This window comes from Klebsiella sp. CSG-1 (genome assembly GCF_056521145.1).
This window is the reverse complement of the sequence record NZ_JBWNLD010000017.1, coordinates 25,508-51,670: the sequence shown is the minus strand read 5'-3', so window position 1 is coordinate 51,670 and position 26,163 is coordinate 25,508. Positions and strand designations below refer to the sequence as shown.

Annotated in this window: 23 protein-coding genes; 13 read left to right on the top strand and 10 right to left on the bottom strand. The window is 59.1% G+C overall.

Annotation, left to right across the window (positions count from 1 at the left end):
• Positions 1 to 120 precede the first annotated feature (120 nt).
• The 5 genes from astE to astC are packed head-to-tail and all read right to left on the bottom strand — an operon-like array spanning position 121 to position 6,174.
• Complete coding sequence (gene astE / locus AC007G_RS25970; protein ID WP_032700202.1) at positions 121 to 1,089, bottom strand: succinylglutamate desuccinylase; 969 nt, start codon at positions 1,087 to 1,089, stop codon at positions 121 to 123.
• A 27-nt stretch (positions 1,090 to 1,116) separates the two neighbouring features.
• On the bottom strand, positions 1,117 to 2,451 hold the full coding sequence (gene astB, locus AC007G_RS25965; RefSeq protein ID WP_049267073.1) for an N-succinylarginine dihydrolase: 1,335 nt from the start codon (positions 2,449 to 2,451) through the stop codon (positions 1,117 to 1,119).
• Positions 2,448 to 3,926, bottom strand: coding sequence for a succinylglutamate-semialdehyde dehydrogenase (astD, locus tag AC007G_RS25960; RefSeq protein WP_142630331.1), 1,479 nt, complete (start codon positions 3,924 to 3,926; stop codon positions 2,448 to 2,450). The genes astB and astD overlap by 4 nt, the downstream gene beginning before the upstream one ends.
• A complete protein-coding gene (gene astA, locus AC007G_RS25955; RefSeq protein ID WP_046852717.1) occupies positions 3,923 to 4,957 on the bottom strand; it encodes an arginine N-succinyltransferase in 1,035 nt (344 codons plus the stop codon). The genes astD and astA overlap by 4 nt, the downstream gene beginning before the upstream one ends.
• Positions 4,954 to 6,174, bottom strand: coding sequence for a succinylornithine/acetylornithine transaminase (astC, locus tag AC007G_RS25950; RefSeq protein WP_032695850.1), 1,221 nt, complete (start codon positions 6,172 to 6,174; stop codon positions 4,954 to 4,956). Before astC ends, astA begins: the two co-directional genes overlap by 4 nt.
• Positions 6,175 to 6,620: 446 nt before the next feature.
• On the opposite strand from astC, the gene xthA reads away from it, so the two are divergent.
• The 8 genes from xthA (at position 6,621) to AC007G_RS25910 (ending at position 14,290) form a co-directional block, all read left to right on the top strand.
• The gene (xthA, locus tag AC007G_RS25945) at positions 6,621 to 7,427 is read left to right on the top strand and encodes an exodeoxyribonuclease III (protein WP_032688177.1); all 807 of its coding nucleotides are present in this window, start codon (positions 6,621 to 6,623) and stop codon (positions 7,425 to 7,427) included.
• Between the two features lie 249 nt (positions 7,428 to 7,676).
• Entirely contained in the window at positions 7,677 to 8,315 is a 639-nt protein-coding gene (locus AC007G_RS25940; RefSeq protein WP_032688356.1) for a TVP38/TMEM64 family protein, read from the top strand.
• On the top strand, positions 8,302 to 9,009 hold the full coding sequence (locus tag AC007G_RS25935; protein ID WP_032688178.1) for a TVP38/TMEM64 family protein: 708 nt from the start codon (positions 8,302 to 8,304) through the stop codon (positions 9,007 to 9,009). The genes AC007G_RS25940 and AC007G_RS25935 overlap by 14 nt, the downstream gene beginning before the upstream one ends.
• A complete protein-coding gene (locus AC007G_RS25930; RefSeq protein ID WP_142630333.1) occupies positions 9,009 to 9,575 on the top strand; it encodes a carboxymuconolactone decarboxylase family protein in 567 nt (188 codons plus the stop codon). Before AC007G_RS25935 ends, AC007G_RS25930 begins: the two co-directional genes overlap by 1 nt.
• 10 nt (positions 9,576 to 9,585) lie before the next feature.
• Positions 9,586 to 10,755: an ABC transporter substrate-binding protein gene (locus AC007G_RS25925; protein ID WP_142630335.1), complete on the top strand. Its 1,170-nt coding sequence runs from the start codon at positions 9,586 to 9,588 to the stop codon at positions 10,753 to 10,755.
• Entirely contained in the window at positions 10,728 to 12,263 is a 1,536-nt protein-coding gene (locus AC007G_RS25920) for an ABC transporter permease subunit (protein WP_032688184.1), read from the top strand. Before AC007G_RS25925 ends, AC007G_RS25920 begins: the two co-directional genes overlap by 28 nt.
• A complete protein-coding gene (locus AC007G_RS25915) occupies positions 12,263 to 12,895 on the top strand; it encodes an ATP-binding cassette domain-containing protein (protein WP_046852721.1) in 633 nt (210 codons plus the stop codon). Before AC007G_RS25920 ends, AC007G_RS25915 begins: the two co-directional genes overlap by 1 nt.
• Positions 12,896 to 12,982: 87 nt before the next feature.
• Positions 12,983 to 14,290, top strand: coding sequence for a sulfurtransferase (locus AC007G_RS25910; protein ID WP_142630338.1), 1,308 nt, complete (start codon positions 12,983 to 12,985; stop codon positions 14,288 to 14,290).
• Positions 14,291 to 14,295: 5 nt separating this feature from the next.
• On the opposite strand, the gene AC007G_RS25905 is transcribed toward AC007G_RS25910, so the two are convergent.
• A complete protein-coding gene (locus AC007G_RS25905; protein WP_032688189.1) occupies positions 14,296 to 14,919 on the bottom strand; it encodes a CDP-alcohol phosphatidyltransferase family protein in 624 nt (207 codons plus the stop codon).
• 86 nt (positions 14,920 to 15,005) lie between these two features.
• On the opposite strand from AC007G_RS25905, the gene AC007G_RS25900 reads away from it, so the two are divergent.
• Positions 15,006 to 15,416 carry a pyrimidine (deoxy)nucleoside triphosphate diphosphatase gene (locus AC007G_RS25900; RefSeq protein ID WP_047665518.1) on the top strand — a complete coding sequence of 137 codons (411 nt, stop codon included), beginning with the start codon at positions 15,006 to 15,008 and terminating at the stop codon, positions 15,414 to 15,416.
• 269 nt (positions 15,417 to 15,685) lie between these two features.
• Positions 15,686 to 17,029: an NADP-specific glutamate dehydrogenase gene (gdhA, locus tag AC007G_RS25895; protein ID WP_032688191.1), complete on the top strand. Its 1,344-nt coding sequence runs from the start codon at positions 15,686 to 15,688 to the stop codon at positions 17,027 to 17,029.
• A gap of 82 nt (positions 17,030 to 17,111) precedes the next feature.
• On the opposite strand, the gene AC007G_RS25890 is transcribed toward gdhA, so the two are convergent.
• The 3 genes from AC007G_RS25890 to AC007G_RS25880 form a co-directional block, all read right to left on the bottom strand.
• On the bottom strand, positions 17,112 to 19,064 hold the full coding sequence (locus AC007G_RS25890; RefSeq protein WP_032695843.1) for a DNA topoisomerase III: 1,953 nt from the start codon (positions 19,062 to 19,064) through the stop codon (positions 17,112 to 17,114).
• 4 nt (positions 19,065 to 19,068) lie between these two features.
• Entirely contained in the window at positions 19,069 to 20,112 is a 1,044-nt protein-coding gene (selD, locus tag AC007G_RS25885; RefSeq protein ID WP_032688196.1) for a selenide, water dikinase SelD, read from the bottom strand.
• Positions 20,113 to 20,428: 316 nt separating this feature from the next.
• On the bottom strand, positions 20,429 to 21,178 hold the full coding sequence (locus tag AC007G_RS25880) for a GntR family transcriptional regulator (RefSeq protein ID WP_032695841.1): 750 nt from the start codon (positions 21,176 to 21,178) through the stop codon (positions 20,429 to 20,431).
• Between the two features lie 338 nt (positions 21,179 to 21,516).
• On the opposite strand from AC007G_RS25880, the gene AC007G_RS25875 reads away from it, so the two are divergent.
• Positions 21,517 to 22,446, top strand: coding sequence for a DUF7916 family protein (locus AC007G_RS25875; RefSeq protein WP_032688199.1), 930 nt, complete (start codon positions 21,517 to 21,519; stop codon positions 22,444 to 22,446).
• A 271-nt stretch (positions 22,447 to 22,717) separates the two neighbouring features.
• Complete coding sequence (gene phoC / locus AC007G_RS25870) at positions 22,718 to 23,464, top strand: acid phosphatase PhoC (protein WP_032688200.1); 747 nt, start codon at positions 22,718 to 22,720, stop codon at positions 23,462 to 23,464.
• Positions 23,465 to 23,519: 55 nt separating this feature from the next.
• On the opposite strand, the gene AC007G_RS25865 is transcribed toward phoC, so the two are convergent.
• Entirely contained in the window at positions 23,520 to 24,071 is a 552-nt protein-coding gene (locus AC007G_RS25865) for an NAD(P)H nitroreductase (protein ID WP_032688201.1), read from the bottom strand.
• 165 nt (positions 24,072 to 24,236) lie between these two features.
• On the opposite strand from AC007G_RS25865, the gene sppA reads away from it, so the two are divergent.
• Positions 24,237 to 26,090 carry a signal peptide peptidase SppA gene (gene sppA / locus AC007G_RS25860; RefSeq protein WP_032700221.1) on the top strand — a complete coding sequence of 618 codons (1,854 nt, stop codon included), beginning with the start codon at positions 24,237 to 24,239 and terminating at the stop codon, positions 26,088 to 26,090.
• Positions 26,091 to 26,163: the final 73 nt, after the last annotated feature.

Genomic DNA, 26,163 nt, shown 5'->3' with positions numbered 1-26,163 from the left:
TTTATCCAGGAATAATCTGCAATCAGGTACCAGCGCACGGAAAAATAAGATTACGCGCACAAGATGACTATGCAAAATTAAACAGCCGCCCGAATGAGCGGCAGAATATTCGGCTAGCGGCTACGGTAAACGCTCCAGCATCAACCCGGCTCGCAGCCCGCGCGCCACAGACGGGTTAGGAAACAGAACAAACTCCTGTGCCTTTTCTACCACATAGCGGGTATCGCCATCTTCAGCAAGCAAGGTTCCGCCAGGAAAGGCGGTAAAATTGAGCGTCTGATCCGACATATAGAGGCGAAAATCATCGCTATGACGGGTAATTTGCTGCACCACCCGATAGCGCAGCGGCACCGGATCGGCGTCAACTACCGTCAGGTCGCCCACCAGCAAACGCATTAGCGCCCGTTGAGTGACGTTAAATTGCGCCAGATCGTTAGCGCCAAACGGTAACGCCTTACCGAGCTCCAGGGTACAGGAGAGCGCAGCAAAGCGTTCGCCGCTGAAATGGGTGAATGTCCCCGCGGGCTGCTGATGGAAGACCAGCGCCTCCAGCCCGGCGCCCCCCAGCCAACTTAAAAACCCCTCATCCCACGGGGCTTCCCGCGCCGGAAGTACGCCAAAGCGCGTATGCAGCGATCCGCGTATCGCGGTATGTAGATCGAGGTGCCAGCGGCTGCCCGTTCCGCTACCATAAAACCGCGTCAGTACCTGCTCCAGCTGACGCGCTCTGGCCGTTTCGTCGCTGACGGGAAAATGCTGCCAGCGCCCGCCAAACATCCGGTTCATATCGCTGTCCCGGTAGCGCTTATTTTCCCGCAACGCGAGCGGGTTGCCAAAGATCACCAGCAGCCGCCAGTGCAGCGGCAGCTCACCGCTAAACAGCTGCTGTAGCAGCAGATGGGTCATCTCCACCGGTGCGGTTTCATTGCCGTGGATACCCGCGGACAGAACCAGCGAACGCTCGCAGCGCGCATGCGGAGTCAGTTGCAATACCCCGCAGTCCAGCCAGTGCCAGCGAAAATGCGCCGTTTCGCCATGAAAATGGTGGGGCAAACGCCCCGCCAGAGTTAATGCCAGAAAGTCGTCCACGACGCCTCCTTGATAACGAAAACAGAGTCACAGCGACTGCTGGAACGGATAAACGGAACCCAGCTGCAGGATTTGGGTCAGCCGATCGAGAGCCTCGCGACCTTCGCTCAGCAGCTGTGGATCCGCCAGATCCGCCTGGGTGAGACGATCGCGATAGTAACGATCGACCCAGTCATTGAGGGTCACAAACAGCGCCTCGTTCATCAACACCGCCGGATTCACCGCCCGCAGCTCCTCCTCCGTCAATACCACTCGCAGGCGCAGACAGGCCGGTCCCCCGCCGTTCGCCATACTTTCGCGTAAATCGTAAACCTGCAGTTCATCAATCGGGTTGTCTGCCGCCAGAAGCGTGTTCAGGTAGCGCCAGACGCCAGGATGCTCCTGCGCCTCCCGGGGGAGGATCAGCCGCATCGTTCCATCGGGCTTACTCAGCAACTGACTGTTAAACAGATAGGTCGCCACCGCCTCTTCGACCGTTACCGCGTGGGTCGGTACGATAACGGGCGTAAATCCGGCAACCTGCCCGGCAAGCTGACTCATTAGCTGCGGCTGATCGGCGAACGCCTGTTCATGGCAAAACAGCACCTGGCGATTACTCACCGCAATCACATCGTTGTGAAACACCCCTTTATCAATCACCGCCGGATTCTGTCGGGCAAAAATAACCTGCCGCGGGTTAACCTGATTCAGGCGCGCAACCGCCTGACTGGCTTCCAGCGTCTGCCGTGCCGGGTAGCGTCGCGGGCTTTCCCCCTCGCCCCCCTGCTGGCGGCCGTAGACAAAAAGCTGCAGGCCCGGCGCGCCATATTCGCCGCCAAGGCGATTATGGTTCGCTGCCCCTTCATCGCCAAACAGCGCCACCTGCGGCAAGGGTGGATGGATGGCAAAACGCTGTTCATCGGGGAAGATCGCGCGCAGCAGCGCTTCGGTCGTTGGCGCTTCGCTGGCGCGGTGGAATTTATCGTTCAGATTGGCCACGGTCAGGTGAACCCGGCCATCCAGCGAATCGGCCGAGGGGGAAACCGTCGCCGCGTTAGCCACCCACATTGACGAAGCCGAGCTCACCGCCGACAGCAGGTCCGGCGCCTGACGGGCCGCTTTCTCGATCACCTGCGGATCGCTGCCGCTGAATCCAAGCCGGCGCAGCAGGGGAACATTCGGCCGTTCCTGTGGCGCAATGACGGCCTGAGGATAGCCCGCATCCGCCAGCGCCTTCATCTTTTTCAGCCCCTGCTTCGCCGCCAGCTGTGGATTCGATACCCGATAGCGATGCCGTGTCGACGCCTCATTGCCAAAGGAGAGCCCGGCGTAGTGATGGGTCAGACCGGGAAGCCCGTCAAAGTTGACCTCAAAGGCTTTCATCGTCCGCCACCTCGCAGGAAGTCGAGACCGGGACTGAGGGTCTCCGGCAGCGTCAGTTCCGGCGTTTCGAGACTTGCCATCGGCCACGCGCAATAATCGGCCGCGTACCACGCTCCCGGACGGTGGTTACCGGAGGCCCCCACGCCGCCAAACGGTGCGGTGCTGGCGGCGCCGGTCAGCGGTTTGTTCCAGTTAACAATTCCGGCCCGCCCCTCCAGCAGCAGACGGTCGAATTTCTCGCGCTCGGCAGAAATCAGCCCGCAGGAAAGCCCAAACCGGGTGGCATTCGCGAGGGTAATCGCCTCATCAAAATCGTCATAGCGCCAGACGCTGAGCAGCGGACCAAAAACTTCCTCATCGGCCACTTCCGCCACCGTCGTCAGCTCGATGATTCCCGGCGTCAGCAACGAGGTTCCGGCCCGCAGCAGCCGCGGCTCCAGCAGCGTTTTTCCGCCTTTAGCAACGTGCCCGAGCCAGGCCTGATGAACCTTTTGCGCCGCCTGTGGCGAGATAAGCCCGCCGAGGAACGGCTGCGGCGACGCATCCCAGGCGTCGGGCACCAGCGTTTGTGACACTGTCACCAGACGTTCGAGAAACGCATCGCCTTTCTCGCCGCGCTTCACTAACAGGCGACGAGCACAGGTACAGCGCTGTCCGGCGGTAATAAAGGCCGATTGAATGGTCAGATGTACCGCCGCATCAATATCCTGCGGGTCGTCGACAATCAGCGGATTGTTGCCGCCCATTTCGAGCGCGAGAATCTTATCCGGCTGGCCGGCGAGCTGGCGGTGCAGCTGAAAGCCTGTCGCCGAGCTGCCGGTAAACAGCAGTCCGTCAATATCCGGTTGGGCGCTTAGCGCTTCGCCGGTTTCCCGTCCGCCCTGCAGCAAGTTCAGTACCCCCGGCGGCAGTCCCGCTTCGGCCCACAGCCTCACCACCGCCTCACCGCTGTGCGGCGTCAGTTCGCTGGGCTTAAACACCAGCGTATTCCCCGCCAACAGCGCCGGCACAATATGCCCATTAGGCAGATGGCCGGGAAAATTGTATGGGCCAAACACCGCCAGCACGCCATGCGGACGATGGCGCAGCGTCGCCGAGCCGTCGCCCATGGCAGTCTGCGACTCACCGGTACGGCTATGGTAGGCCTTCAGGGAAATGGCGATTTTGTTGATCATCGCGCTGATTTCCGTTACCGCTTCCCACTGCGGCTTGCCGGTTTCCGCGGCAATAACGGCGGTTAACGCTGTTTTGTTCGCTTCCAGCAGCGCGGCAAACTTTTCCACTATCGCCTGACGGACGCTGAACGGCTGTCTGGCCCACGTCGGAAAGGCCCGTCTCGCGGCACTGACCGCCAGCGCCACCTGCCCGGCGTCGGCGTCATTACCCTGCCAGAGCAGCGCCTGGCTGACCGGGTTGGTTTTTGTCCGCGCCGGTCCGTGTCCGCTCTGCCAGTCACCGTTGATCCATAAACTCATGATTTTTTCTCCTCGGGAATCAGACGCACCAGTCTCACCCGGTCGCCGACATGGCATTTCAGGGCATCCAGTTCGCGCGCGCTTAACAGCAGGCGATCGGTATCCGGATCGGCGTGCACCAGCAGCGCGCGAAACTGCAGATACTGCTCGTTGGCAACCAGGCATAGCGGCCATTCCCCCGGCGCGGGCTGCCCTTCAGCTACGGTCACCAACCGGCTTTTACGAATCGCCCGCACCCGGTCAATGTCGCACTCCAGCGTCGGCCCACCGTCGAAAATGTCGATATAGTTACGGTAGCGAAACCCTTCTTTCTCCAGCACCGCACGTGCCGGCGCCGTTTGCGGGTGCACCTCGCCGATCACCGCGCGCGCCTCATCGGATAAAAAGTCGATATACAGCGGATGCTTCGGCATCAGGGCGGCAATAAAGGCTTTTTGCCCGGTCCCGCACAGGTAGTCGGCTCGGGAGAACTCCATGGCGAAAAAGCGTTTGCCGAGGCTTTCCCAGAACGGTGAATAGCCATGTTCATCAATCACGCCGCGCATCTCCGCCACGACTTTTTCATTAAAGTGCTCGCGAAACGCGGCCATAAACATGAAGCGCGATTTCGACAACAGATAGCCGTTGCCCTCTTTACGCCAGGCCGGGTCGAGAAACAGCGTGCACAGCTCGCTGCTGCCGGTGTGATCGTTGCTGAGAAACAGCGTCGGCAGCGCGTTGTAGACATTCAGCTCTTTTGAGGCATGAACCTGCGTCCCCACGCGGTAGTTGTACCAGGGATCGTTCAACCCCACCGCAACTTCGATAGCGCAAATCCCCACCACCGCGCCGCTGCTGGTCTCTTCAAGCACGAAAACATAGCCCTGTTCGCTTTTTGGCAGCTCCCCTCGCCAGGTTTGCTGCGAACGTTCAATCCGCGCCGCCAGCGTCTTTTCATCGGCAGGCAGCGATGTCAGGCCGCCGCCGGTTTCACCGGCCAGGGTCATCAGACCGGCCAGATCTTCGGCGACTACAGGACGAATCACCATCATGATGACGCTCCCGCGAGGAAGTGTTGGCAGGCCAGCTCAAAGCGATCCAGCCCGGTTTTGACCTCTTCCTCACTCACAATGAGCGCCGGAGCGAAACGCACCACGTTCGCGCCGGCAATCAGAATCATCAGCCCCTCTTCCGCCGCCTGGGTACTGATGGCTTTCGCCTTTCCGGCCCAGGCATCATTGAGGACGCAGCCGATCAGCAATCCCAGCCCCCGGATCTCCTTAAACAGGCCGTAGCGCGCGTTAATGGCGTTCAGTCGCTCGGTAAACCACTGGTGGCGCTGCTTCACGCCGTTCAGTACCGCCGGCGTATTGACGATCGACAGCACTTCGCCGGCCACCGCGCTGGCCAGCGGGTTACCGCCGTAGGTGGTACCGTGCGTCCCGACGGTCATGACGCTGGCGCAGGCTTCCGTTGCCAGCAGCGCGCCAATCGGGAAACCGCCGCCCAGCGCTTTCGCCGTCGACAGGACATCCGGCGTGACGCCATAGTGCATGTAGGCATACAGCTCGCCGGTGCGACCCACTCCGGTCTGGACTTCATCAAAAATCAACAGCGCATGGTGGGTATCGCACAGCTCACGCAGGCCGCGCAGGAAAGCCGGATCGGCGGGCACCACGCCCCCTTCGCCCTGCATCGGCTCGACAATCACCGCGCAGGTATTGTCATCGATAAGCGCCCGGGCGGATTCGAGATCGTTATAGACAGCATGCTGGATCTGCGGCGGCAGCGGGGCAAAATCCTGGGAATAGGCCGGCTGGCCGCCCGCAGAGACGGTAAACAAGGTGCGACCGTGGAAGGCATTTTTGAACGCGACGATGCCACTTTTATGGCTGCCGAAACGGTCGTGAGCATATTTGCGCGCCAGCTTCAGCGCCGCTTCGTTAGCCTCTGCGCCTGAGTTACAGAAGAAAACGCGATCGGCGAAAGTCGCATCGATCAGCTGTTTCGCCAGCCGCAGGACCGGCTCATTGGTATATCCGTTGCCGGTGTGCCAGAACTTTCCTGCTTGTTCCGTCAACGCGCGAATGAGCTGGGGGTGAGCGTGTCCCAGGGCATTCACCGCAATGCCGCCGGCAAAATCGATATACTCTTTTCCCTGCTGATCCCACAGGCGTGAACCTTCACCGCGTACCGGAATAAAAGCCGCTGGCGCGTAGACCGGCATCATCCATTCATCAAAATTGTTACGCGTAATTGACTGAGACATATCGACCTCTTCCGGTAAATAAAAAGTATGAATAATGTTAAAAATTATGGGTTATTACGCTGTAAATGTAGATTGCACGCTTCGTGCCAGCCAGAGGGGAAAATGCATAAATCAGAATCAAATAAGGAATATCAATAGGTTACGATTTCATTTTATGCACAATAAATGCATAAATAGTGAATAAATATCCTATCCGTCGGCCATAACAGTGAATAAATCAGATAGTTTATGCATCCGTAAGATATAATTCTGTATTTGTGATCCTCTACGAAATTTATTGTAGATATCCGCCCTTTTTTAGCGCAGCGTGCGCCGGAATGGTGCACGCTGGTTACGCCAGCGCCGCCAATCAGAACAACAGGCACAATAAAATGCCTTCGGGCAGCCAGCCCGGCGAATTTCTGCTACCATCCCTGCACTATTCACCTTGCACAGTGGCAGCGACTATGAAATTTCTCTCTTTTAATATCAACGGCCTGCGTGCCCGCCCCCACCAGCTGGCCGCCATCGTCGACAAACATCAGCCTGACGTCATTGGCTTACAGGAAACCAAAGTACACGACGACATGTTTCCGCTCGAAGAGGTGGCAAAGCTCGGGTACAACGTGTTCTACCACGGTCAAAAAGGGCACTACGGCGTGGCGCTGCTGACTAAAGAGACGCCTGTCGCCGTACGCCGCGGCTTCCCCAACGATGGCGAAGAGGCCCAGCGCCGCATCATCATGGCGGAAATTCCGTCCGCCTTCGGCAATGTGACGGTGATCAACGGCTACTTCCCGCAGGGCGAAAGCCGCGACCACGAAACCAAGTTCCCGGCAAAAGCGGCGTTCTACCAGAACCTGCAAAACTATCTTGATAGTGAGCTGAACAAAGATAATCCGGTGTTGATCATGGGTGATATGAACATCAGCCCAACCGACCTCGACATCGGCATTGGCGAAGAGAACCGTAAGCGCTGGCTGCGCACCGGTAAGTGCTCATTCCTGCCGGAAGAGCGGGAGTGGATGGCGCGGTTGCTGGACTGGGGTCTGGTTGACACCTGGCGTCAGGCCAACCCGGACAACCAGGATCGTTTTTCATGGTTTGACTACCGCTCCAAAGGCTTTGACGATAACCGCGGGCTGCGTATCGACCTGCTGCTGGCAAGCTCTCCGCTGGCGCAGCGCTGCGTAGAAACCGGTATTGATTACGACATTCGCGGTATGGAAAAACCGTCCGACCATGCGCCGGTGTGGGCCACCTTTAAACCGTAACGCGTTTTCTCCGTCGACTCTCCCGGCCTGACGGCCGCGGAGAGTCCGCTTATCCTGAGCAAAATCAATAAATCTGCGGTAAGACATTGTTGTAGTTCGCCATTTATTATACTGTCGCGCACGCCCTGGCGACCGGGGCGGAGGTTCACGGAACGCGGTTAAAACAGGAGACCCCCATGCAAAAGAAGCCGTCATAAAGCGGAATCTCAGCTGCTGCTGATTCTCGCCCTGCTCTGCGCCGCGGTGGCGATTATCTCCTTCTCCGGCTTTGTCGATCTGGTCACCCACTTCCGCCATCTCCAGTCGCTGATTCAACACAGCGGCCCGCTCGGCTGGACGCTCTATGTTGCCTTATTTATCGTCGCAACCCTGTGCCTGATCCCGGGCAGTATCCTGGTGATGGTCGGCGGCGTAGTCTTTGGCCCGGTATGGGGCACCCTGTTATCGCTGTGTGCGGCCACGCTGGCCTCGGCACTCTCTTTTTTGCTGGCCCGCTGGCTGGGTCGGGATCTGCTGCTGACATATGCCGGACATACCGCGACCTTTCAGGCTATTGAACGCGGTATTGCCCGCAGCGGTACTGATTTCCTGATATTTACCCGCCTGGTGCCGCTGTTTCCGTACAACATTCAAAACTATGCCTATGGCCTGACGGCCATTCCGTTCGGCTCATTTATGCTGATATCGGTCCTGACGACCCTGCCGGGGCTGTTTATCTATACCCTGATGGCGAGCGAACTGGCCAGAGAGGGCATTACGTTGGGGTTTATACTGAAACTGAGCCTGGCCGGCCTCGCCTTATTTAGCCTCATTCAGGGGGCCAAAACCTTTGCCCGGCGGCGGCAGATCGATCCCGACACGCTGCAGGTTAGCCATGAAGAAAAATAACGCCCGTCTCATCTGGTATGGTCGCGCGGCGCTGGTCATCATCGCCGTCGCCGCGCTCGTCGCCTGGTGGCGTATCCCCGCCGTGAATGCGTTTATTCAGCACAGCCTGGCGGCTTTTTCCGCATTAGATCAGCACGCCATTGAGCGCTTTATTCACGCCTACGGACCGCAGGCGGCACTGGTTTCCTTTGCCTTAATGATCCTGCAGGCTGTCGTGGCGCCGCTCCCCGCCTTTCTGATCACCTTCGCCAACGCGTCATTGTTCGGCGCCTTCTGGGGCGCTGCGCTTTCCTGGACCAGCGCCATGGCCGGCGCCGCGCTGTGTTTTTTTATCGCCAGAGTGCTGGGCCGTGAAGCGGTTGAAAAGCTGACCGGAAAAACGGTGCTGCGCAGTATGGACGCCTTTTTCGACCGTTACGGCCAACAGACGGTGTTGATCTGTCGACTGCTGCCGTTTGTCCCCTTTGATCCCATCAGCTATGCGGCGGGTCTGACGTCGATTCGCTTTCGCCAGTTTATGTTTGCTACCGGCATCGGCCAGTTGCCCGCCACGCTAGTGTACTCGTGGGTGGGCAGTCAGTTAACCGGCGGGACATTCTGGTTTATTAGCGCATTATCGGTTCTGTTTGCGCTGATGCTGATTATCTTTATAGCTAAAGCATGCTATCTCGAACGTCATAAGAGGAAATCCTGATGAGGTTGCCGCCGCTGCGCACCATCCCCCTGATCCTGCGCCCGCAGGCCTGGCTGCATCGTCGTCACTATGGCGAGGTGCTTAGCCCTATTCGCTGGTGGGGACGTATTCCGCTGGTCTTTTATCTGGTGTCGATGTTTGTCGGCTATCTTGAACGCAAGCGTTCGCCCCTTGATCCGGTGCTGCGTGCACTGGTCAGCGCCCGCGTCGCTCAGATGTGTCTATGCGAATTTTGCGTGGACATCACCAACATGAAACTGGCTGAACGCACCGGCAGCGACGATAAACTCCTCGCCGTTGCCAGCTGGCGCCAGAGCCCGTTGTTCAGCGAACACGAACGTCTGGCGCTGGAGTATGCCGAAGCCGCCAGCCTTACGCCGCCAACGGTCAACGATGCGCTGCGCGGCAAACTGATGGCGCGCTTTGATGCCCAGGCCCTGACCGAACTCACGGCGCTGATCGGCTTACAAAATTTGTCGGCACGGTTTAATTCCGCGATGGCGATCCCGGCGCAGGGCCTGTGCCAGATCCGCCAGCCAACCTCTTCAGAAGACGACAAATCATAAGGAGCAGATCATGCGCTACTGTTTACTCTGGCTTGCGGCGCTGCTGTGCGCCCCGCTTGCCGCTCACGCCGACGATAGCTGGCAACAGATCGCTCGCCAGGCCCACGGACAGACGGTCTGGTTTAATGCCTGGGGCGGCGACCCGGCGGTAAATCGCTATCTCGACTGGGTCAGCGCTGAGGTGAAACGCGATTATGCTATCGACCTGCGCATTGTGCATATCGCCGATGCCGCGGATACGGTAAAGCGCCTGCAAACGGAAGCCCGTGCCGGGCGCACGCATAATGGCTCCGTCGATCTGCTGTGGGTCAACGGCGAGAACTTCCGCACCCTGAAAACCGCCGGCCTGCTGCAAACCGGATGGGCGGAGACGCTGCCAAACTGGCGCTATGTTGATACCCGCCAGCCGGTGCGTGAAGACTTCTCCCTGCCGACCGAAGGCGCAGAGTCGCCGTGGGGCAGCGCGCAGCTCACCTTTATCGCCCGACGTACGCAGACGCCGACGCCGCCTGACAGCCCGGAGGCGCTGCTGACCTTTGCCGCCGCGCATCGCGGCGAGGTCACCTATCCGCGTCCGCCGGACTTTACCGGTACCGCCTTTCTCGAACAGTTGTTGTCTGACCTGACGGAACGCCCGGACGCGCTGCGTCTCCCCCCGGACCCGCAGACGTTTGCCGCCGTCACCGCACCGCTGTGGCGCTATCTCGATAGGCTTCATCCCCTGCTGTGGCGGGAGGGGCGCGACTTCCCAGGCTCGCCGGCCCGCCTGGATGCCATGCTGGCGAACGGCACGCTCCGCCTGTCGCTGACGTTTAACCCGCTGCATGCCCGGCAAAAAGCGGTCAGCGGCGAGCTGCCGAAGGACAGCTATGGCTTTGGTTTTAAGCGCGGGATGCTCGGCAATGTGCACTTCGTGACCATTCCGGCCAATGCGCGCGCCCCGGCGGGCGCCAAAGTGGTGGCCAACTTCCTGCTCTCCCCGGCGGCACAGCTGCGTAAAGCCGATCCGGCAGTGTGGGGCGACCCCAGCGTGTTAAACCCGCAGAGCTTACCCGACGACCAGCGCCAGGCGCTGCAGGCGCTGACTCCACAGAACCTGCCGCCGGTACTGGCGGAACCCCACGCGGCCTGGGTTGATGCCCTGGAGCAGGAATGGCTGCGCCGTTACGGTACCCACTGATTCTGCTGGCCTGGGGAATCATGGCGCTGATTTACCTGCCCGTCTTCCCGGCCATTGCGCTCATGATCGCCCCGGCGTTCCGCCTCGCCTGCTGGCAGGCGCTGTTCGCCGATCCTCAGATTTGGCAGGCGCTGGCGGCGACCCTGATCTCCACGCTCCTCGCGCTCGGCGGCGCGCTGCTGATAAGCCTGACCCTCGTCGCCGCGCTCTGGCCCTCCCGCGGCTGGCGACAACTGGCGGGACGCCTGCCGCTCCTGTTAGCGGTGCCTCACGTCGCCTTTGCCACCGGCGCGCTGCTCCTTTTCGCCGAAGGCGGCGGGTTGTATCGCATCTGTTCCGTTTGCTCTCCGCTGGCCGATCGCTATGGCATTGGTCTGGGGCTGACGATGGCCATCAAAGAGAGCGGATTTTTGCTGTGGGTGATCTACGGTCTTCTGAGCGAAAAGCGTCTGGCGGAGCAGGCCACGGTCCTGAAAAGCCAGGGATACGGCCGCTGGCAGTGTCTGAACTGGCTGATATTGCCGACGCTGTTGCCTTCACTGGCTATCGTTCTGGTGGCCACCGCCGCGTGGAGCCTGTCGACGGTGGATGTCGCGCTGGTGATCGGGCCGGGCAACCCGCCTACGCTTGCCGTACTCGCCTGGCAATGGTTAAACCAGGGGGATGATATGCAGCAGGCGAAAGGCGCCCTCGCCAGCCTGCTGTTACTGCTCATACTCGGAGGGTTGCTGGTTTGCGCCTGGGGTGGATGGCGTCTCTGGCAGCGACAGATCCCTGACCTGCGAGGTATTCGTCGTCCGCAGCCGCGCGCCCTCGCCGGACGGCTGCTGGCAATCGGCCTGCCGTTGAGCGGTCTGCTTTGCGCGCTGTTGCTGGCGGCGCTGGCGCAGAGCGCCTCTGCGCTAAACGATAGCCTGGCGAACAGCCTGGGGCTGGCGCTTCTCGCCTGCCTGGCGGGGGCGCTTATCTGCCTGCTGTGGCTGGAGTGCGGCCCTTCCCGCGGCGATGGCTGGGTCTGGCTACCGCTGGTTCTGCCCGCACTGCCGCTGGCCGACGGCCAGTATCAACTGGCGCTGTATACCTGGCAGGATGGGCAATTTGCCACCGTCTTGTGGGGCCATCTGCTGTGGGTAGTGCCGTGGATGCTGTTTGTTCTGCGTCCGGCGTGGCGTCACCGCGATCCGCGTCTGGAACTGGTAGCGCGAACCCTTGGCTGGGGGCGCTGGCAAAGAGTCTGGCGGGTAAAACTACCGATGCTGGTACGCCCGCTGCTGATGGCGCTGGCCGTCGGCTTCTCGGTCAGCATTGCCCAGTATCTGCCCACCCTGTGGCTGGGGGCTGGGCGGACGCCGACATTAACCAGCGAAGCCGTGGCGCTCAGCAGCGGCGGCGATACCTCAACGCTCGCCGCGCAGGCATTATGGCAACTGCTGCTGCCGGCGATTGTCTTTTCCCTGACCGCCCTGCTGGCCTGGCTGGCAGGCCGCTATCGACGAGGATTACGCTAGTGCTCACCGTAAACAACCTGACCCTGACGCTGCATCATCGTCCCCTGCTGCAGGAAATCGCATTTTCCGTCTCGCCGGGAGAAGTGCTGACGCTGATGGGGCCATCCGGCAGCGGCAAATCCACGCTTTTCGCCTGGATGATTGGCGCGCTGGAGGCCCCTTTTCATGCCAGCGGCGAGCTGTGGCTCAACAACGAACGCTGCGATGAACGCCCCACTGAGCGGCGGCGGATTGGGATTTTGTTTCAGGATGCGCTGCTGTTTGACCATTTCAGCGTCGGGCAAAACCTGCTGCTGGCGCTGCCGGCAGACATCCGCGGCGCGGAGCGCAAAATTCAGGTGCAGCAGGCGCTGGAACGGGCCGGACTGGCCGGGTTCAGTTCCCGCGATCCGGCGACACTCTCCGGCGGCCAGCGCGCCCGCGTCAGCCTGCTCCGCGCGCTGCTGGCGCGCCCGCTGGCACTGCTGCTGGATGAGCCGTTTAATCGCCTGGATGCCGAACTACGCGCCGGTTTTCGCCGCTGGGTATTTGATGAGCTGGCGCGCCTCGCCATTCCGGCGGTGCTGGTGACTCACGACAGTGACGATATTCCCGACCGCGGCCGCTGTCTGAATATGCGCAACTGGCAATGAAAACCCTGCTAACCTGCGTTATCGCAAAGAATTCCCGCCGGGAGCAGCGGAAAATGTGCGCTCAATTTTCTCTTGTCGGGCATTTCGATGAAACGTGTTTCTCAATTGACCGCACTCGCCCTGCTGATCGGGCTTGCTGCTTCCACCTCCTTCGCCGCTGAAACCATGCCAACGCTGACGCTCTCCACGCTCCAGGGCCAGCACGGTATCACGATTGATACCCGCCCGAGCGCGTTCTACAACGGCTGGCCCCAACAGGCCAACGGCCCGCAGGGTCACGAACCGCAGGCGCTGAATCTCTCCGCCAGCTGGCTCAGCGCCATGAACGATGAACAGCTTAGCGCGTGGGCCAGACAGCATCAGCTGCAGGCCGATACCCCCGTCGCGCTGTACGGCAGCGAGACAGACAACGCGAAAGTCGCCTCGCGCCTGCAGGCCGTAGGGTTTACCCATCTCAGTACCCTAAGCGATGCGCTGAGTCAGCCCGATCGCCTGCAAAAGCTGCCGCACTTTGAGCAACTGGTTTACCCGCAGTGGCTGCACGATCTGCAGCAGGGTAAAACGGTAGCCGCCGCACCGGCCGGACAGTGGAAAGTGATTGAAGCGGCCTGGGGCGCGCCAAAATTCTATCTGCTGAATCATATTCCCGGCGCCGGATATATCGACACCAACGAGGTCGAAAGCGAACCGCTGTGGAATAAGGTCTCCGATGCGCAGCTGAAAGCGCTGCTGGCGAAACAGGGTATTCGTCATGACACCACGGTGATTCTCTACGGCCGCGACGTCTACGCCGCCGCCCGCGTAGCGCAGATTCTGCTGTATGCCGGGGTGAAAGACGTGCGTCTGCTCGACGGCGGCTGGAAAAGCTGGTCCGATGCCGGTCTGCCGGTCGAACGCGGCATGCCGCCGGAACAAAAACCGGCGCCAGACTTCGGCGCGCCGATCCCCGGTCAGCCGCAGCTGATGCTGAACATGGAGCAGGCGCGCGCGCTGCTCCATCGTCAGGATGCGTCGCTGGTCAGTATCCGTTCGTGGCCGGAATTTATCGGCACCACCAGCGGCTATAGCTATATCAAGCCCAAAGGCGAGATTGCCGGCGCCCGCTGGGGGCATGCCGGGAGCGACTCCACCCATATGGAAGACTTCCACAACCCGGACGGCACCATGCGCAGCGCGGAGGATATAACCGCCATGTGGCGACAGTGGAATATTCGTCCCGATCAGCAGGTGTCGTTCTACTGCGGCACCGGCTGGCGCGCCTCAGAGACCTTTATGTACGCCCGCGCGATGGGCTGGAAAAATGTCTCGGTGTACGATGGCGGCTGGTACGAATGGAGCAGCGATCCGAAAAACCCGGTGCAGACCGGCGTGCGCGGTCCGGATAGCAGCCAGTAACCGCGTTATGCCTGACGCTGAAGCTGCTTTAGCGTCAGGTAGCCGCTGTAAATACGGGTGGCGGTGGTCAGCCAGCAGAGTGCGCCGAACAGCCACGCCAGCCAGGCGAAATGCGCGGGAAACAGGCAGCACAGCACGAACAGCAGGATGGTTTCACTCCCCTCCGTCAATCCCCCCAGATAGTAAAACGATTTATGAGCGTAGCCCGGGTTGGCTATCTGATGTTTGGCCGCCAGCGCGGCAAAGGCGAGAAAACTGCTGCCGGTTCCGATAAAAGAAAAAAGCAGCCAGCCTCCGGCCACGGCGTTTTGCGCCGGATCGGCGATAATAAACCCGAACGGTACCAGGGCATAAAACAGAAAATCGAGGGAAATATCGAGAAATCCCCCCGCGTCGCTCAACCCGCGGCGACGCGCCAGCGCGCCATCTAACCCATCGAGAAGCCGGTTCACTACAATCGCCGCCAGCGCCGCCCCGTACCAACGAAGTCCCAGAAACGGCAGCGCCAGAACGCCAATGGCGAAGCCCGTCAGGGTCACGCCGTCGGCTGAGACGCCGAGGCGATCCAGCCGCGCGGCGCAAACATTGAGCAAGGGTTTCAGGCGAGGATGCAGATGACTATCGAGCACAACATATCTCCGAGGGGCTAAAGGTTGTCTGGCAAAGACAAAGGCGGTGATAATAGGCCATTATCCTGCCCGGAACGATGATTCAGATGCAAAAAACGCTTGATGTTGTAGCCGCCATTATTGAACAGGATGGCAAAATTCTGCTGGCGCAGCGCCCACCCCACGCCGATCAGCCCGGCCTGTGGGAATTTGCCGGCGGCAAAGTGGAACCCGGCGAGAGCCAGCCGCAGGCGCTTATCCGTGAGCTGCAGGAAGAACTCGGTATCACGGCGGAGGTTGAGCGCTATATCGCCAGCCATCAACGGGAGGTCTCCGGCCGCCTGATTCACCTGCACGCCTGGTGGGTGGCGCGCTTTAGCGGCCTCCCCACCGCCCACTATCATCGCCAGCTGCGCTGGTGCACGCCGCAAGAGGCCCTCGCCTTCGACCTTGCTCCGGCAGATATTCCGCTGCTGAACGCATTTATTGCCCAACGCACCGCCGATCTTCCCCGTTAATTCCCTGCCACTGGCATCATCGTTTTTAGTTATGACTGACGCCAGATTATAAATTTTCCTGTCTGGATAATTTTTCCTTGCTTGCCTGATGATTGCCGGTGTTATAGTCGGAAAATCGGTCTTTTCAAGGGCCGAATAATAAAAAAAGAGATACAAAATCATTCAGATTGCATCGGGCGGCCGCAGAAGCGCTCCCAAAGCGGGCAGCGAGGCAATCTGTAACGTGACGCGTATACATGCAACCACAACCATAAGGGGAAATTATATCTATGGATCAGATGTGCACTCTGGAAAGCTTTCTCACCCGCGTTCAACAGCGCGACCCGCATCAAACCGAATTTGCTCAGGCCGTCCGTGAAGTTATGACCACGCTGTGGCCTTTCCTTGAGGAAAACCCGCGCTATCGCCAGCTCTCTTTGCTGGAACGTCTGGTTGAACCAGAGCGTGCTATTCAGTTCCGCGTCGTCTGGGTCGACGACCGTAATCAGGTTCAGGTTAACCGCGCGTGGCGCGTACAGTTCAACTCGGCAATTGGTCCGTATAAAGGCGGCATGCGTTTCCACCCATCGGTTAACCTGTCGATTCTCAAGTTCCTCGGCTTTGAACAGACCTTTAAAAACGCCCTTACTACGTTGCCAATGGGCGGCGGAAAAGGCGGTAGCGACTTCGATCCGAAAGGTAAGAGCGACGGTGAAGTGATGCGCTTCTGTCAGGCGCTGATGACCGAACTGTATCGCCATTTGGGCCCGGACACCGACGTTCCGGCAGGCGATATTGGCGTGGGCGGTCGTGAAGTCGGCTTTATGGCCGGGATGATGCGTAAACTCTCCAACAACAGCGCCTGCGTGTTCACCGGTAAAGGGCTCTCCTTCGGCGGCAGTCTGATTCGTCCGGAAGCGACCGGCTACGGTCTGGTGTACTTCACCGACGCGATGCTCAAGCGTCACGGCCTGGGCTTCGAAGGGATGCGGGTGGCGGTTTCCGGTTCCGGTAACGTGGCGCAATATGCTATCGAAAAAGCGATGGCCCTCGGCGCCCGCGTGATCACCGCCTCTGACTCCAGCGGCACCGTTGTCGATGAAGCCGGCTTTACCCCGGAAAAACTGGCCCGTCTGTGCGAAATCAAAGCCAGCCGCGACGGCCGCGTTGCCGACTACGCCCGCGAGTATGGTCTGACCTACCTCGAAGGCAAACAGCCGTGGTCCGTTCCTGTGGATATCGCGCTGCCTTGCGCCACGCAAAACGAACTGGATGTCGATGCGGCGCGCCTGCTGATCGCTAACGGCGTGAAGGCCGTTGCCGAAGGCGCTAACATGCCGACCACCATCGCCGCCACCGATCTGTTCCTCGAAGCGGGCGTGCTGTTCGCGCCGGGCAAAGCTGCGAACGCCGGCGGCGTCGCCACTTCCGGCCTCGAAATGGCGCAGAACGCAGCCCGTATGAGCTGGAAGGCCGAGAAGGTCGACGCCCGCCTGCACCACATCATGCTGGATATTCACCACGCTTGCGTTGAATACGGCGGCGAAGCGCAGCAGACCAACTACGTCCGCGGCGCCAATATCGCCGGTTTTGTCAAAGTGGCCGATGCCATGCTGGCGCAGGGCGTCATTTAAGACGTCGTGGTTCTCTGCCGCCGTCCCTTAACCCCCGGTATGAGCGGCAACCATAAAAAAACCCCGGAAGACCGGGGTTTTTTTATGGGTTTTCCGTGGCGGAATCCGCGGCGGGCTTCTTGTCTTTCGTTTTCGCTTTGCTTTTACCTTTGCTAAAACTCTTTTTACCGCCGCCCGGGGCGACAATGCCGCGGAACTGACGCACCGGCGTACTCCTGGCCTGCTCAATCAGCTGATAAAGCGTGCCGACCAGCGGCTGCATAAAGTCCTGATAACGGCACTGCTTCTCGCTGATTTGCGTCAGTACCGACTCCCAGTGAGCGGTCATATCCGGCCGCGCAGCCATCTCCGGCAGGGAGTGAATCAGCGCGCGTCCGGCATCGGAGGAGTGAATATAGCGTCCCTTTTTAACTAAAAAGCCCCGCTTAAACAGCAGCTCGATGATCCCGGCGCGGGTCGCTTCCGTACCCAGACCGTCAGTCGCACGCAGAATCTTTTTCAGTTCTTTATCCTGCACAAAACGGGCAATCCCGGTCATCGCCGACAGCAGCGTTGCATCGGTAAAATAGCGCGGCGGCTGAGTTTGCCGCTCCACCACTTCGCCCTTTTCACACAATAGCTCGTCGTCTTTTGCCACGACCGGCAGCGGGGTACCGTCGTTCTCTTCATCCCGCTCTTTGTTACCCAGCAGCGCGCGCCAGCCGGCTTCGGCGAGGAAACGCGCTTTGGCGACAAATTTGCCATTGGCAATATCAAGATCGATCTGACACTTGCGGAACACCGCATCCGGGCAGAACTGCATCAGATACTGGCGCGCAATCAGGCTATACACCTTCTGTTCGTTATCGGACAGTTTCACCTGACTACTGCGGGCGGTCGGGATGATCGCATGGTGCGCATCAACTTTTTTATCGTCCCAGCAGCGGTTGCGGATTTCCGGATCAACCGCCGGCTGCGGCAACAGATCCGCCGCATGAACCCCGATGGCATTAAGAACCGCATGCCGACCGGCAAAATGCTCTTCCGGCAGATAGCGGCTGTCCGAACGCGGATAGGTAATCAGTTTGTGGGTTTCATACAGTTTCTGGCAGATATCCAGCACGTTTTGCGCGCTAAAGCCAAAGCGCTTCGCCGCCTCAATCTGCAGCGTCGAAAGCGAAAACGGCAGCGGCGCCGGCTCCGAATCTCGCTTATCGTTGTAGGCGGTCACCCGCGCTGGCTGGCCCGCAATGCGCGCCACCACGTGTTCGGCCAGCGGACGATGCAGCAGACGCCCCTCTTCATCCTGATACGGTTCGCAGGCATCGCTCGGCACCCAGGTGGCGACGAAACGCTCATCCTTCGGCGTCACGATATGCGCCTTGACGTCAAAGAAATCTTTGGCGACAAAGTTCTCAATCTCTTCGTCACGCCGCACTACCAGCCCCAGCACCGGCGTCTGCACCCGCCCGACCGACAGCACGCCCTGGTAACCGGCATTGCGGCCGAGCAGCGTATAGGCGCGGGTCATATTAATCCCGTAGAGCCAGTCAGCGCGGGCGCGGGCCAGAGCCGAAACGCATAGCGGAATAAACTCGCTGTTAGCGCGCAGGCGAGATATCGCCCGCTCCACCGCCTGCGGGTTAAGATCGTTAATCAGGCAGCGCTGAACCTGCTGGCGCTTTTCCGGCGCCAGCTGCAGATAGTCGAGAACTTCGTCGACCAGCAGCTGTCCCTCTCTGTCCGGGTCACCGGCGTGAATCACCTCCTGCGCATCGCCCAGCAGACGCTTGATGACGTTGAGCTGTTTGGTCACCGACGGTTTTGGCTGCAGCTGCCACTTTTCCGGCACAATAGGCAGGTCGAGCAGATTCCAGCGCGCATAGCGCCCGTCATAGACGTCCGGCTGAGCCTGCTCGAGCAAATGGCCGATACACCAGGTGACCACCTGCCCGTTACCGCACTCAATATAACCATCACCTTTGCGATGCGGTTTGGGGAGCACGTCGGCGATGGCGCGACCGAGACTGGGTTTTTCCGCAATAAACAACCGCATGTAATCAACGGATCTCGATCATGGGACGTCCGCCGCGTGCGGTCACCAGCTCGCCGATGGCGGCAAGCTTAATTCCGAACTCTTCGGCTGCGGCACGCACTTCGGCTTCCGCTTCCGGCGTCACCGCCAGTAGCAGACCGCCGGAGGTTTGCGGGTCACACAGCAGATCGCGCCACGCTGCCGGCATGTCGCCCATCAGATGGCCGTAGCTGGCAAAGTTGCGCCCGGTGCCGCCGGGAACGGCGCCCGCCGCAATGTACTCTTCAACGCCCGGCAGTTTCGGGATATCCGCGTAGTTCAGTAGCGCCTGAACACCCGCGCCGCGACACACTTCGCTCAGATGACCCAGCAGGCCGAAACCGGTAACGTCGGTCATCGCTTTTACGCCGCCGATGGTGGCAAAGGCCGCGCCGGCGAGGTTCATCTGGCACATGGTTTCCGTTGCCAGCCCCTGGTGCTCCGGTTTGAGCAGCGATTTTTTCTCTGCGGTGGTCAGCACGCCAATGCCCAGCGGCTTGGTGAGATAGAGTCTGCAGCCCGCCTCGGCGGTGCTGTTTTTCTTGATCCGCTCGGTGGGTACCACGCCGGTGACCGCCAGACCGAAAATCGGCTCCGGGGCGTCAATCGAGTGGCCACCGGCCAGGGAGATGCCCGCCTGCTGGCAGGCAAAACGTCCGCCGTCCACGACTTCGCGGGCAATTTCCGGCGCCAGGGTATTAATCGGCCAGCCAAGAATGGCAATCGCCATAATCGGTTTTCCACCCATCGCGAAAATGTCGCTGATGGCGTTGGTGGCGGCAATACGGCCAAAGTCGAACGGGCTGTCGACTATCGGCATAAAAAAGTCGGTGGTGCTGATGATCGACGTCCCGTTGCCAAGGTCGTAAACCGCCGCATCATCACTGGTCTCATTCCCCACCAGCAGGTTCGGATCGATAAACTTCGCCCGATCGCTCTTCAGAATAGTTTCCAGTACTTTAGGGGAAATTTTACAACCACAACCGGCTCCGTGGCTGTATTGCGTTAAACGAATAGCTTGCTCGCTCATGGACATCTCCTGTCATTGCAATCCCGCTATGGTAGCGCTCAAACGCCAAGGTGGTAAGTATGACAGTCCGAAATCGCGAATGGTTGCTCATTAAGCAGACAAATAGACGATTTTGCGATGGACAACACTCTTGACCGCGCTATTTTCACTGTCGCTGAAAGTCCGATGAGGTTCAGGATTATCAGACATCTCAGACAAAATGCGGATCGGCGGGACGGTAAAAATCAGCGCCTTCCATCGCGAAATTCTGCGCCCGGGACCCTGCCGCCATTTTCACGCTCAGCGGGCCAGCCTGCCACCGAGCGACAGCGCGCCGCTATGGCGCTTCTCGACGTAGCTCAAGCGTAAAATCATAGTAATCATTCAGGCACCAGGTCCGGGTGTATTCCACTGGCCTGTCATCGTAGGTGAAGCCAATCCGGGTCACCAGCAAAAGCGGCTCATCTTGTTTGATGTTCAGATAGTAAGCCAGCTGACCGTCCGTTGATACGGCCCTGAAGTGCTGAGTTGCCCGCAGTACCGGTGAGCCTTTGGTCTCCAGGTGCTGATATAACGATTCATCCATTTCGCTGATTTTATCCAGCAGAAGCGCCGGCAAAACCGCCGTCTGCAAAGAAACGGCGATACCGTTAATTTTTCTGAGCCGGGTCAGTTCGACAATTTCACTTTGACCTTCTGTCAGTTGCAGAGCATGGCGCTCCTCCTGGGTTGCTAACCGCCGCAGATATCCCACCAGCTCGCTTTGCGCTGTGCCTCCGCTCGCTGCCGCCATTTCAGTAAAACTTTCCAGCGATGGCAGGGACTGGCGCACATGCGGAGCCACGAAGGTCCCGGATCCCTGATTGCGGATCAGCACCCCCTCCTCCAGCAACTGCTGTAATGCTTTTCGGGCTGTGCCTCGCGCAATATTCAGCATCTCTACCAGCGCCCGTTCTGACGGCAGAACATCGCCAGGACGAAGCCGGCCTTCAGAAACGGCTAACTTAATGGCATTCACCAGTTGCATATACAGCGGCAACGCGCTGGATTGATCGAGATAAAACCCGGGATGCGAAGTTGTGTTCATCGTCTCTCTGCGCAAGTGGTAACTGGTCCAGTTTCTGTGAACCAATTCTTAACCAGGAATCGCTCGTTGTCATCCTCAAATCAGCGACAGAGAAAAGCCTCTCAGATCACAAAATGGCCATTTTGTCGTAGGCAGGATCCATTTTTATTCTGTATGGTTCACTAATGGTACATAAGTGGTTTAGTTTTAACTGAACCAAAGATGGCTGATGATGACTGAGGTAAATTGATGCAGGGAATTTTTTCCGCCAGCATGCCGCCGCGGGTCGAGGCGCTGATACTGCCTGCTCAGGCCGCAGGAAAAATCAGAGAACTGACTCAGCAACGAGGCATATATCAATGACAACTAAACGTTTACTGGACTGCTGTGCTTCCGATTTTGTGTCGATGAATAAAGCGCAGCTGCTGTATGCCATTCGCGCCAGCGAAGGCCGGGTCATGGTCAGTGAATCTATCGCCATCACTCAGCCATTGCTGAACAATGTCACCAATGCCGAGCTTGCCGCATCGCAGGGCGCGGATATCCTGCTGATTAATATGTTTGACTGTGAAAACCCGCATATTGAGGGGTTGCCTGCCGATATCGCGCCGGAAAAAACGCTGCATGAACTGCAGCGCCTGACCGGGCGTATTATTGGTGTCAATCTGGAGGCCGTAGACCCGGAATTTGCGGTTGCCCATGACGATATCTGGAAAATGAGACCGGGGCGCTCGGCAACGGCTGACAATGCCCGTAAGCTGGTCGCCATGGGGGCGAAAATTCTGGTGTTAACGGGCAACCCGGCTAACGGAGTCAGCAACCGGGCGCTGGGGATCGCCGCCGAAGAGATTCGCCAGGCGGTGGGCGACAGCGCGGTGATTATCACCGGGAAAATGCACGGTGCGGGAGTGGTGCGCGAAAGCGGCAGCAGCATTATCAGCGAGCAGGATGTTAGCTGGTTCGCCGCCCAGGGGGCGGATATTGTGTTGCTCCCGGCCCCAGGCACGATACCGGGAATGAGTCAGCAACGTGTGGCATCGCTTATCGATACGGCACATGCGCATGGCGTGCTGGCGATGACGGCGATTGGGACCTCCCAGGAAGGCGCTGATGTCGGCACCGTTCGTCAGATAGCGTTGATGAGTAAAATGGCGGGCGCCGACCTGCACCATATTGGCGATACGGGTTATATGGGGATGGCATTACCGGAGAATATTCTGGCCTACAGTATTGCTATTCGTGGGGTCAGGCATACCTACACCCGCATCGCGCGTTCTGTTTATCGGTAAACAGGTATCAACGGTACCTGAGTCGTCTCTCATCCGGCAAAGAAAAACGCGCCGGATGAGAGAGTTTAGCGTCTATCCCGGCAGGCGTTATTGGCACAGGCAGGTTGCGCACGGGCCGCCCTGAAAGGTGAAATCGTTGTCAGTGTTGCCCGGGGCAAAATGCTCCGCAAAATAGCCCTGAGGAGACAGACTCTTAATTTCAGCAAAACAATGGATCTTAATGCGTCAGTTTCGCTCCATTGTCCCCCTCCACCACAATAAGGATATCTTGATGAAAAAGCGTGTACTCGCCCTTTGCCTTGCCAGCCTCTTTTCAGTTAGCGCCTTTGCGCTGGTTCCCGCCGGCAATGATGCCACCACCAAGCCCGATCTCTACTATCTGAAAAATGCCCAGGCCATTGACAGCCTGGCGCTGTTGCCACCGCCGCCGGAAGTGGGCAGCATTGCGTTTTTAAACGATCAGGCGATGTATGAGAAAGGCCGTCTGCTGCGCGCCACCGCCCGCGGCAAGTTGGCGGCAGAGGATGCCAACCTGAGCGCGGGTGGCGTGGCCAACGCCTTCTCCGCAGCATTCGGCTCCCCGATCAGCGAAAAAGACGCCCCGGCGCTGCACAAACTGCTCACCAACATGATTGAAGACGCGGGCGATCTGGCGACCCGAGGCGCGAAAGAGAAGTATATGCGTATTCGTCCGTTTGCCTTCTACGGCGTGTCCACCTGCAATACCACCGAACAGGATAAGCTGTCGAAAAACGGCTCCTACCCTTCCGGACACACCTCTATCGGCTGGGCGACCGCCCTGGTGCTGGCCGAAATCAACCCGCAGCGCCAGAATGAGATTCTCAAGCGCGGCTATGAGCTCGGTGAAAGTCGGGTGATCTGCGGTTACCACTGGCAGAGCGATGTTGACGCCGCGCGGATTGTCGGCTCGGCGGTGGTTGCAACCCTGCATACCAATCCGGCCTTCCAGCAGCAGCTGCAAAAAGCCAAAGACGAGTTTGCGAAACAGCAGAAATAGTCGGCGCGACAGCCCGGCGGTTCACGCCTGCCGGGCTGTTCTGACCCTGCGTTGCTCAGAAACGGACCACAAACGGCGCGGTGTCAGGCAGAGAAACGGTCGTGGAGGCTTTAAGCTGCGGCGTTCCCAGATAGAGAAAACCGACGATTTTATCCTGCTCGCGGCAGGCAAAACCTTCCCGGACGATCGGGCTTTCGGTCAATGCGCCGCTGCGCCAGATACCGTTAAATCCCTGCGCCAACGCCGCCATCTGCATGGCCATCACGGCGCAGCCGGCCGACATTTCCTGCTCCCATTTCGGCACCTTCGGGTGATCTTCACAGCGGGCGACGACGGTGATAATCAGCGGAGCGCGGAACGGCGCACTGCGGGCCTTTTCAATACCTTTGTCATCCTGCCCGGCCTCAATCGCCCCTTTCTCCAGCAATTGACTGAAGCGTTCACGGCCTTCATCAGAAATAATAAAGAAACGCCAGGGTTGCAGCGTCCCATGATCCGGGGCGCGCAGTCCGGCGCGGAGAATGTTTTCCAGTTGTTCACCGCTCGGTGCCGGCTCTGCAAGACGAGAAGCGCTGCGGCGGTTTATCAGTAGTTCGAGAGCATCCATCTGTGTAACTCCTGTGATGTCATTTTGCATAAAATTAACATGCGCAAGAATTTTGTTACAGCACGACCGGTGATTCCTGCTGACAAGCGTCAGCCGTCTCTTTAGGATAACCAGACGCGGCAACCCATGCGGTTAGCCCATTTTTAACAATGTTAGGGAGAATACATGCGAACTCTTTGGCGGCTGCTCGCCGGATTTTTTAAATGGACATGGCGGGTACTCAACTTTATTCGCCAGCTCGCACTGAACGTGGTTTTCCTGTTGCTGGTTCTGGTTTGTGTCGGTATCTGGGCACAGTTCAGCAGCACCACAACGGAACATACCGCTCGCGGCGCGCTGCTGATGGATATCACCGGCGTGGTGGTCGATAAACCGTCCGCCAGTAGCAAACTCGGCGTGATCGGTCGTCAGCTCTTTGGCGCCAGTTCCGACCGTCTCCAGGAAAACTCGCTGTTTGATATCGTACAGACCATTCGTCAGGCGAAAGATGACCGCAATATCACCGGTATCGTCCTCGATCTGAAAAATTTTGCCGGCGGCGATCAGCCTTCAATGCAGTATATCGGTAAGGCGCTGCGCGAATTCCGCGATAGCGGTAAACCGGTGTATGCCGTGGGGAGCAGCTACAGCCAGGGGCAGTACTATCTGGCAAGCTTCGCCAATAAAATCTGGCTTTCGCCGCAGGGTGAGGTCGATCTGCACGGTTTTGCCACCAACGGCCTGTATTACAAATCTCTGCTCGACAAGCTGAAAGTCTCAACCCACGTTTTCCGCGTCGGGACCTATAAATCGGCGGTCGAGCCGTTTATCCGCGACGATATGTCGCCTGCCGCCCGTGAAGCCGACAGCCGCTGGATTGGCGAGCTGTGGCAAAACTATCTCAATACCATCGCCGCTAACCGCCAAATCACGGCTCAGCAGCTGTTCCCTGGCGCTCAGGGGCTGATTGACGGTCTGCGTAAAGTGGACGGCGATACGGCGCAGTACGCGCTGAACAACAAGCTGGTAGATGAGCTGGGTACCGCCACCGACGTGGAGAAGGCGCTGACCAAACAGTTCGGCTGGAGCAAAGCGGATAATAACTATCGCGCGATCAGCTATTACGATTACAGCGTGAAAACGCCGTCTGACCAGGGCGCTACCATTGCGGTGATCTTCGCTAACGGCGCGATCATGGACGGCGAAGAGACGCCGGGTAATGTCGGCGGAGACACGACCGCCGCACAGATTCGCGATGCCCGCCTCGATCCGAAGGTGAAAGCGATTGTCCTGCGCGTCAACAGCCCGGGCGGCAGCGTCAGCGCCTCGGAAGTGATTCGTGAAGAGCTGGCGGCGGCGAAAGCCGCAGGTAAACCGGTGGTGGTCTCCATGGGCGGCATGGCCGCTTCCGGCGGCTACTGGATCTCAACGCCGGCCAACTATATCGTCGCCAACCCAAGTACCCTCACCGGCTCGATTGGCATCTTCGGCGTCATTAACACCGTCGAAAATACGCTGGATTCGATCGGCGTCCATACCGATGGCGTGGCGACGTCGGCGCTGGCCGATGTCTCCACCACCAAATCGCTGCCGCCTGAGGTTCAGCAGCTGATGCAGCTGAGCATCGAAAACGGCTACAAACGTTTTATCACGCTGGTGGCCAACGCGCGTAACAGTACGCCGGAGAAAATCGACCAGATTGCCCAGGGCCATGTCTGGACCGGTGAAGATGCGAAAGCTAACGGGCTGGTTGATAGCCTGGGCGACTTTGACGACGCGGTGGCAAAAGCCGCGGAGCTGGCGAAGCTGAAACAGTGGCATATCAACTACTACCAGGAAGAGCCGACGTTCTTCTCAATGGTGATCGATAGCCTGACCGGTTCGGTCCGCGCGTCGCTGCCAGCGGCACTGCAGGCCTGGCTGCCGGCGCCGGTTGCCGCCGCGGCCAATGCCGTCAAGGCTGAGAGCGATAAGCTCGCCGCGTTCAACGATCCGCAGAACCGCTACGCGTTCTGCTTAACCTGCGCCAATATCCGCTAATTCCTCCATCTGGCCCCTCTCCCCGACAACGTCAATGTTGTCGGGGGAACACGCGCCCCAACGTACCTGCAAC

Excerpts from the sequence above, each read along its gene's own strand:
- astB (WP_049267073.1), bottom strand. The coding sequence starts at position 2,451 with ATGAAAGCCTTTGAGGTCAACTTTGACGGGCTTCCCGGTCTGACCCAT.
- astD (WP_142630331.1), bottom strand. The coding sequence starts at position 3,926 with ATGAGTTTATGGATCAACGGTGACTGGCAGAGCGGACACGGACCGGCG.
- astA (WP_046852717.1), bottom strand. The coding sequence starts at position 4,957 with ATGATGGTGATTCGTCCTGTAGTCGCCGAAGATCTGGCCGGTCTGATG.
- astC (WP_032695850.1), bottom strand. The coding sequence starts at position 6,174 with ATGTCTCAGTCAATTACGCGTAACAATTTTGATGAATGGATGATGCCG.
- xthA (WP_032688177.1), top strand. The coding sequence starts at position 6,621 with ATGAAATTTCTCTCTTTTAATATCAACGGCCTGCGTGCCCGCCCCCAC.
- AC007G_RS25935 (WP_032688178.1), top strand. The coding sequence starts at position 8,302 with ATGAAGAAAAATAACGCCCGTCTCATCTGGTATGGTCGCGCGGCGCTG.
- AC007G_RS25930 (WP_142630333.1), top strand. The coding sequence starts at position 9,009 with ATGAGGTTGCCGCCGCTGCGCACCATCCCCCTGATCCTGCGCCCGCAG.
- AC007G_RS25925 (WP_142630335.1), top strand. The coding sequence starts at position 9,586 with ATGCGCTACTGTTTACTCTGGCTTGCGGCGCTGCTGTGCGCCCCGCTT.
- AC007G_RS25920 (WP_032688184.1), top strand. The coding sequence starts at position 10,728 with ATGGCTGCGCCGTTACGGTACCCACTGATTCTGCTGGCCTGGGGAATC.
- AC007G_RS25910 (WP_142630338.1), top strand. The coding sequence starts at position 12,983 with ATGAAACGTGTTTCTCAATTGACCGCACTCGCCCTGCTGATCGGGCTT.
- AC007G_RS25900 (WP_047665518.1), top strand. The coding sequence starts at position 15,006 with ATGCAAAAAACGCTTGATGTTGTAGCCGCCATTATTGAACAGGATGGC.
- gdhA (WP_032688191.1), top strand. The coding sequence starts at position 15,686 with ATGGATCAGATGTGCACTCTGGAAAGCTTTCTCACCCGCGTTCAACAG.
- AC007G_RS25890 (WP_032695843.1), bottom strand. The coding sequence starts at position 19,064 with ATGCGGTTGTTTATTGCGGAAAAACCCAGTCTCGGTCGCGCCATCGCC.
- selD (WP_032688196.1), bottom strand. The coding sequence starts at position 20,112 with ATGAGCGAGCAAGCTATTCGTTTAACGCAATACAGCCACGGAGCCGGT.
- AC007G_RS25880 (WP_032695841.1), bottom strand. The coding sequence starts at position 21,178 with ATGAACACAACTTCGCATCCCGGGTTTTATCTCGATCAATCCAGCGCG.
- AC007G_RS25875 (WP_032688199.1), top strand. The coding sequence starts at position 21,517 with ATGACAACTAAACGTTTACTGGACTGCTGTGCTTCCGATTTTGTGTCG.
- phoC (WP_032688200.1), top strand. The coding sequence starts at position 22,718 with ATGAAAAAGCGTGTACTCGCCCTTTGCCTTGCCAGCCTCTTTTCAGTT.
- AC007G_RS25865 (WP_032688201.1), bottom strand. The coding sequence starts at position 24,071 with ATGGATGCTCTCGAACTACTGATAAACCGCCGCAGCGCTTCTCGTCTT.
- sppA (WP_032700221.1), top strand. The coding sequence starts at position 24,237 with ATGCGAACTCTTTGGCGGCTGCTCGCCGGATTTTTTAAATGGACATGG.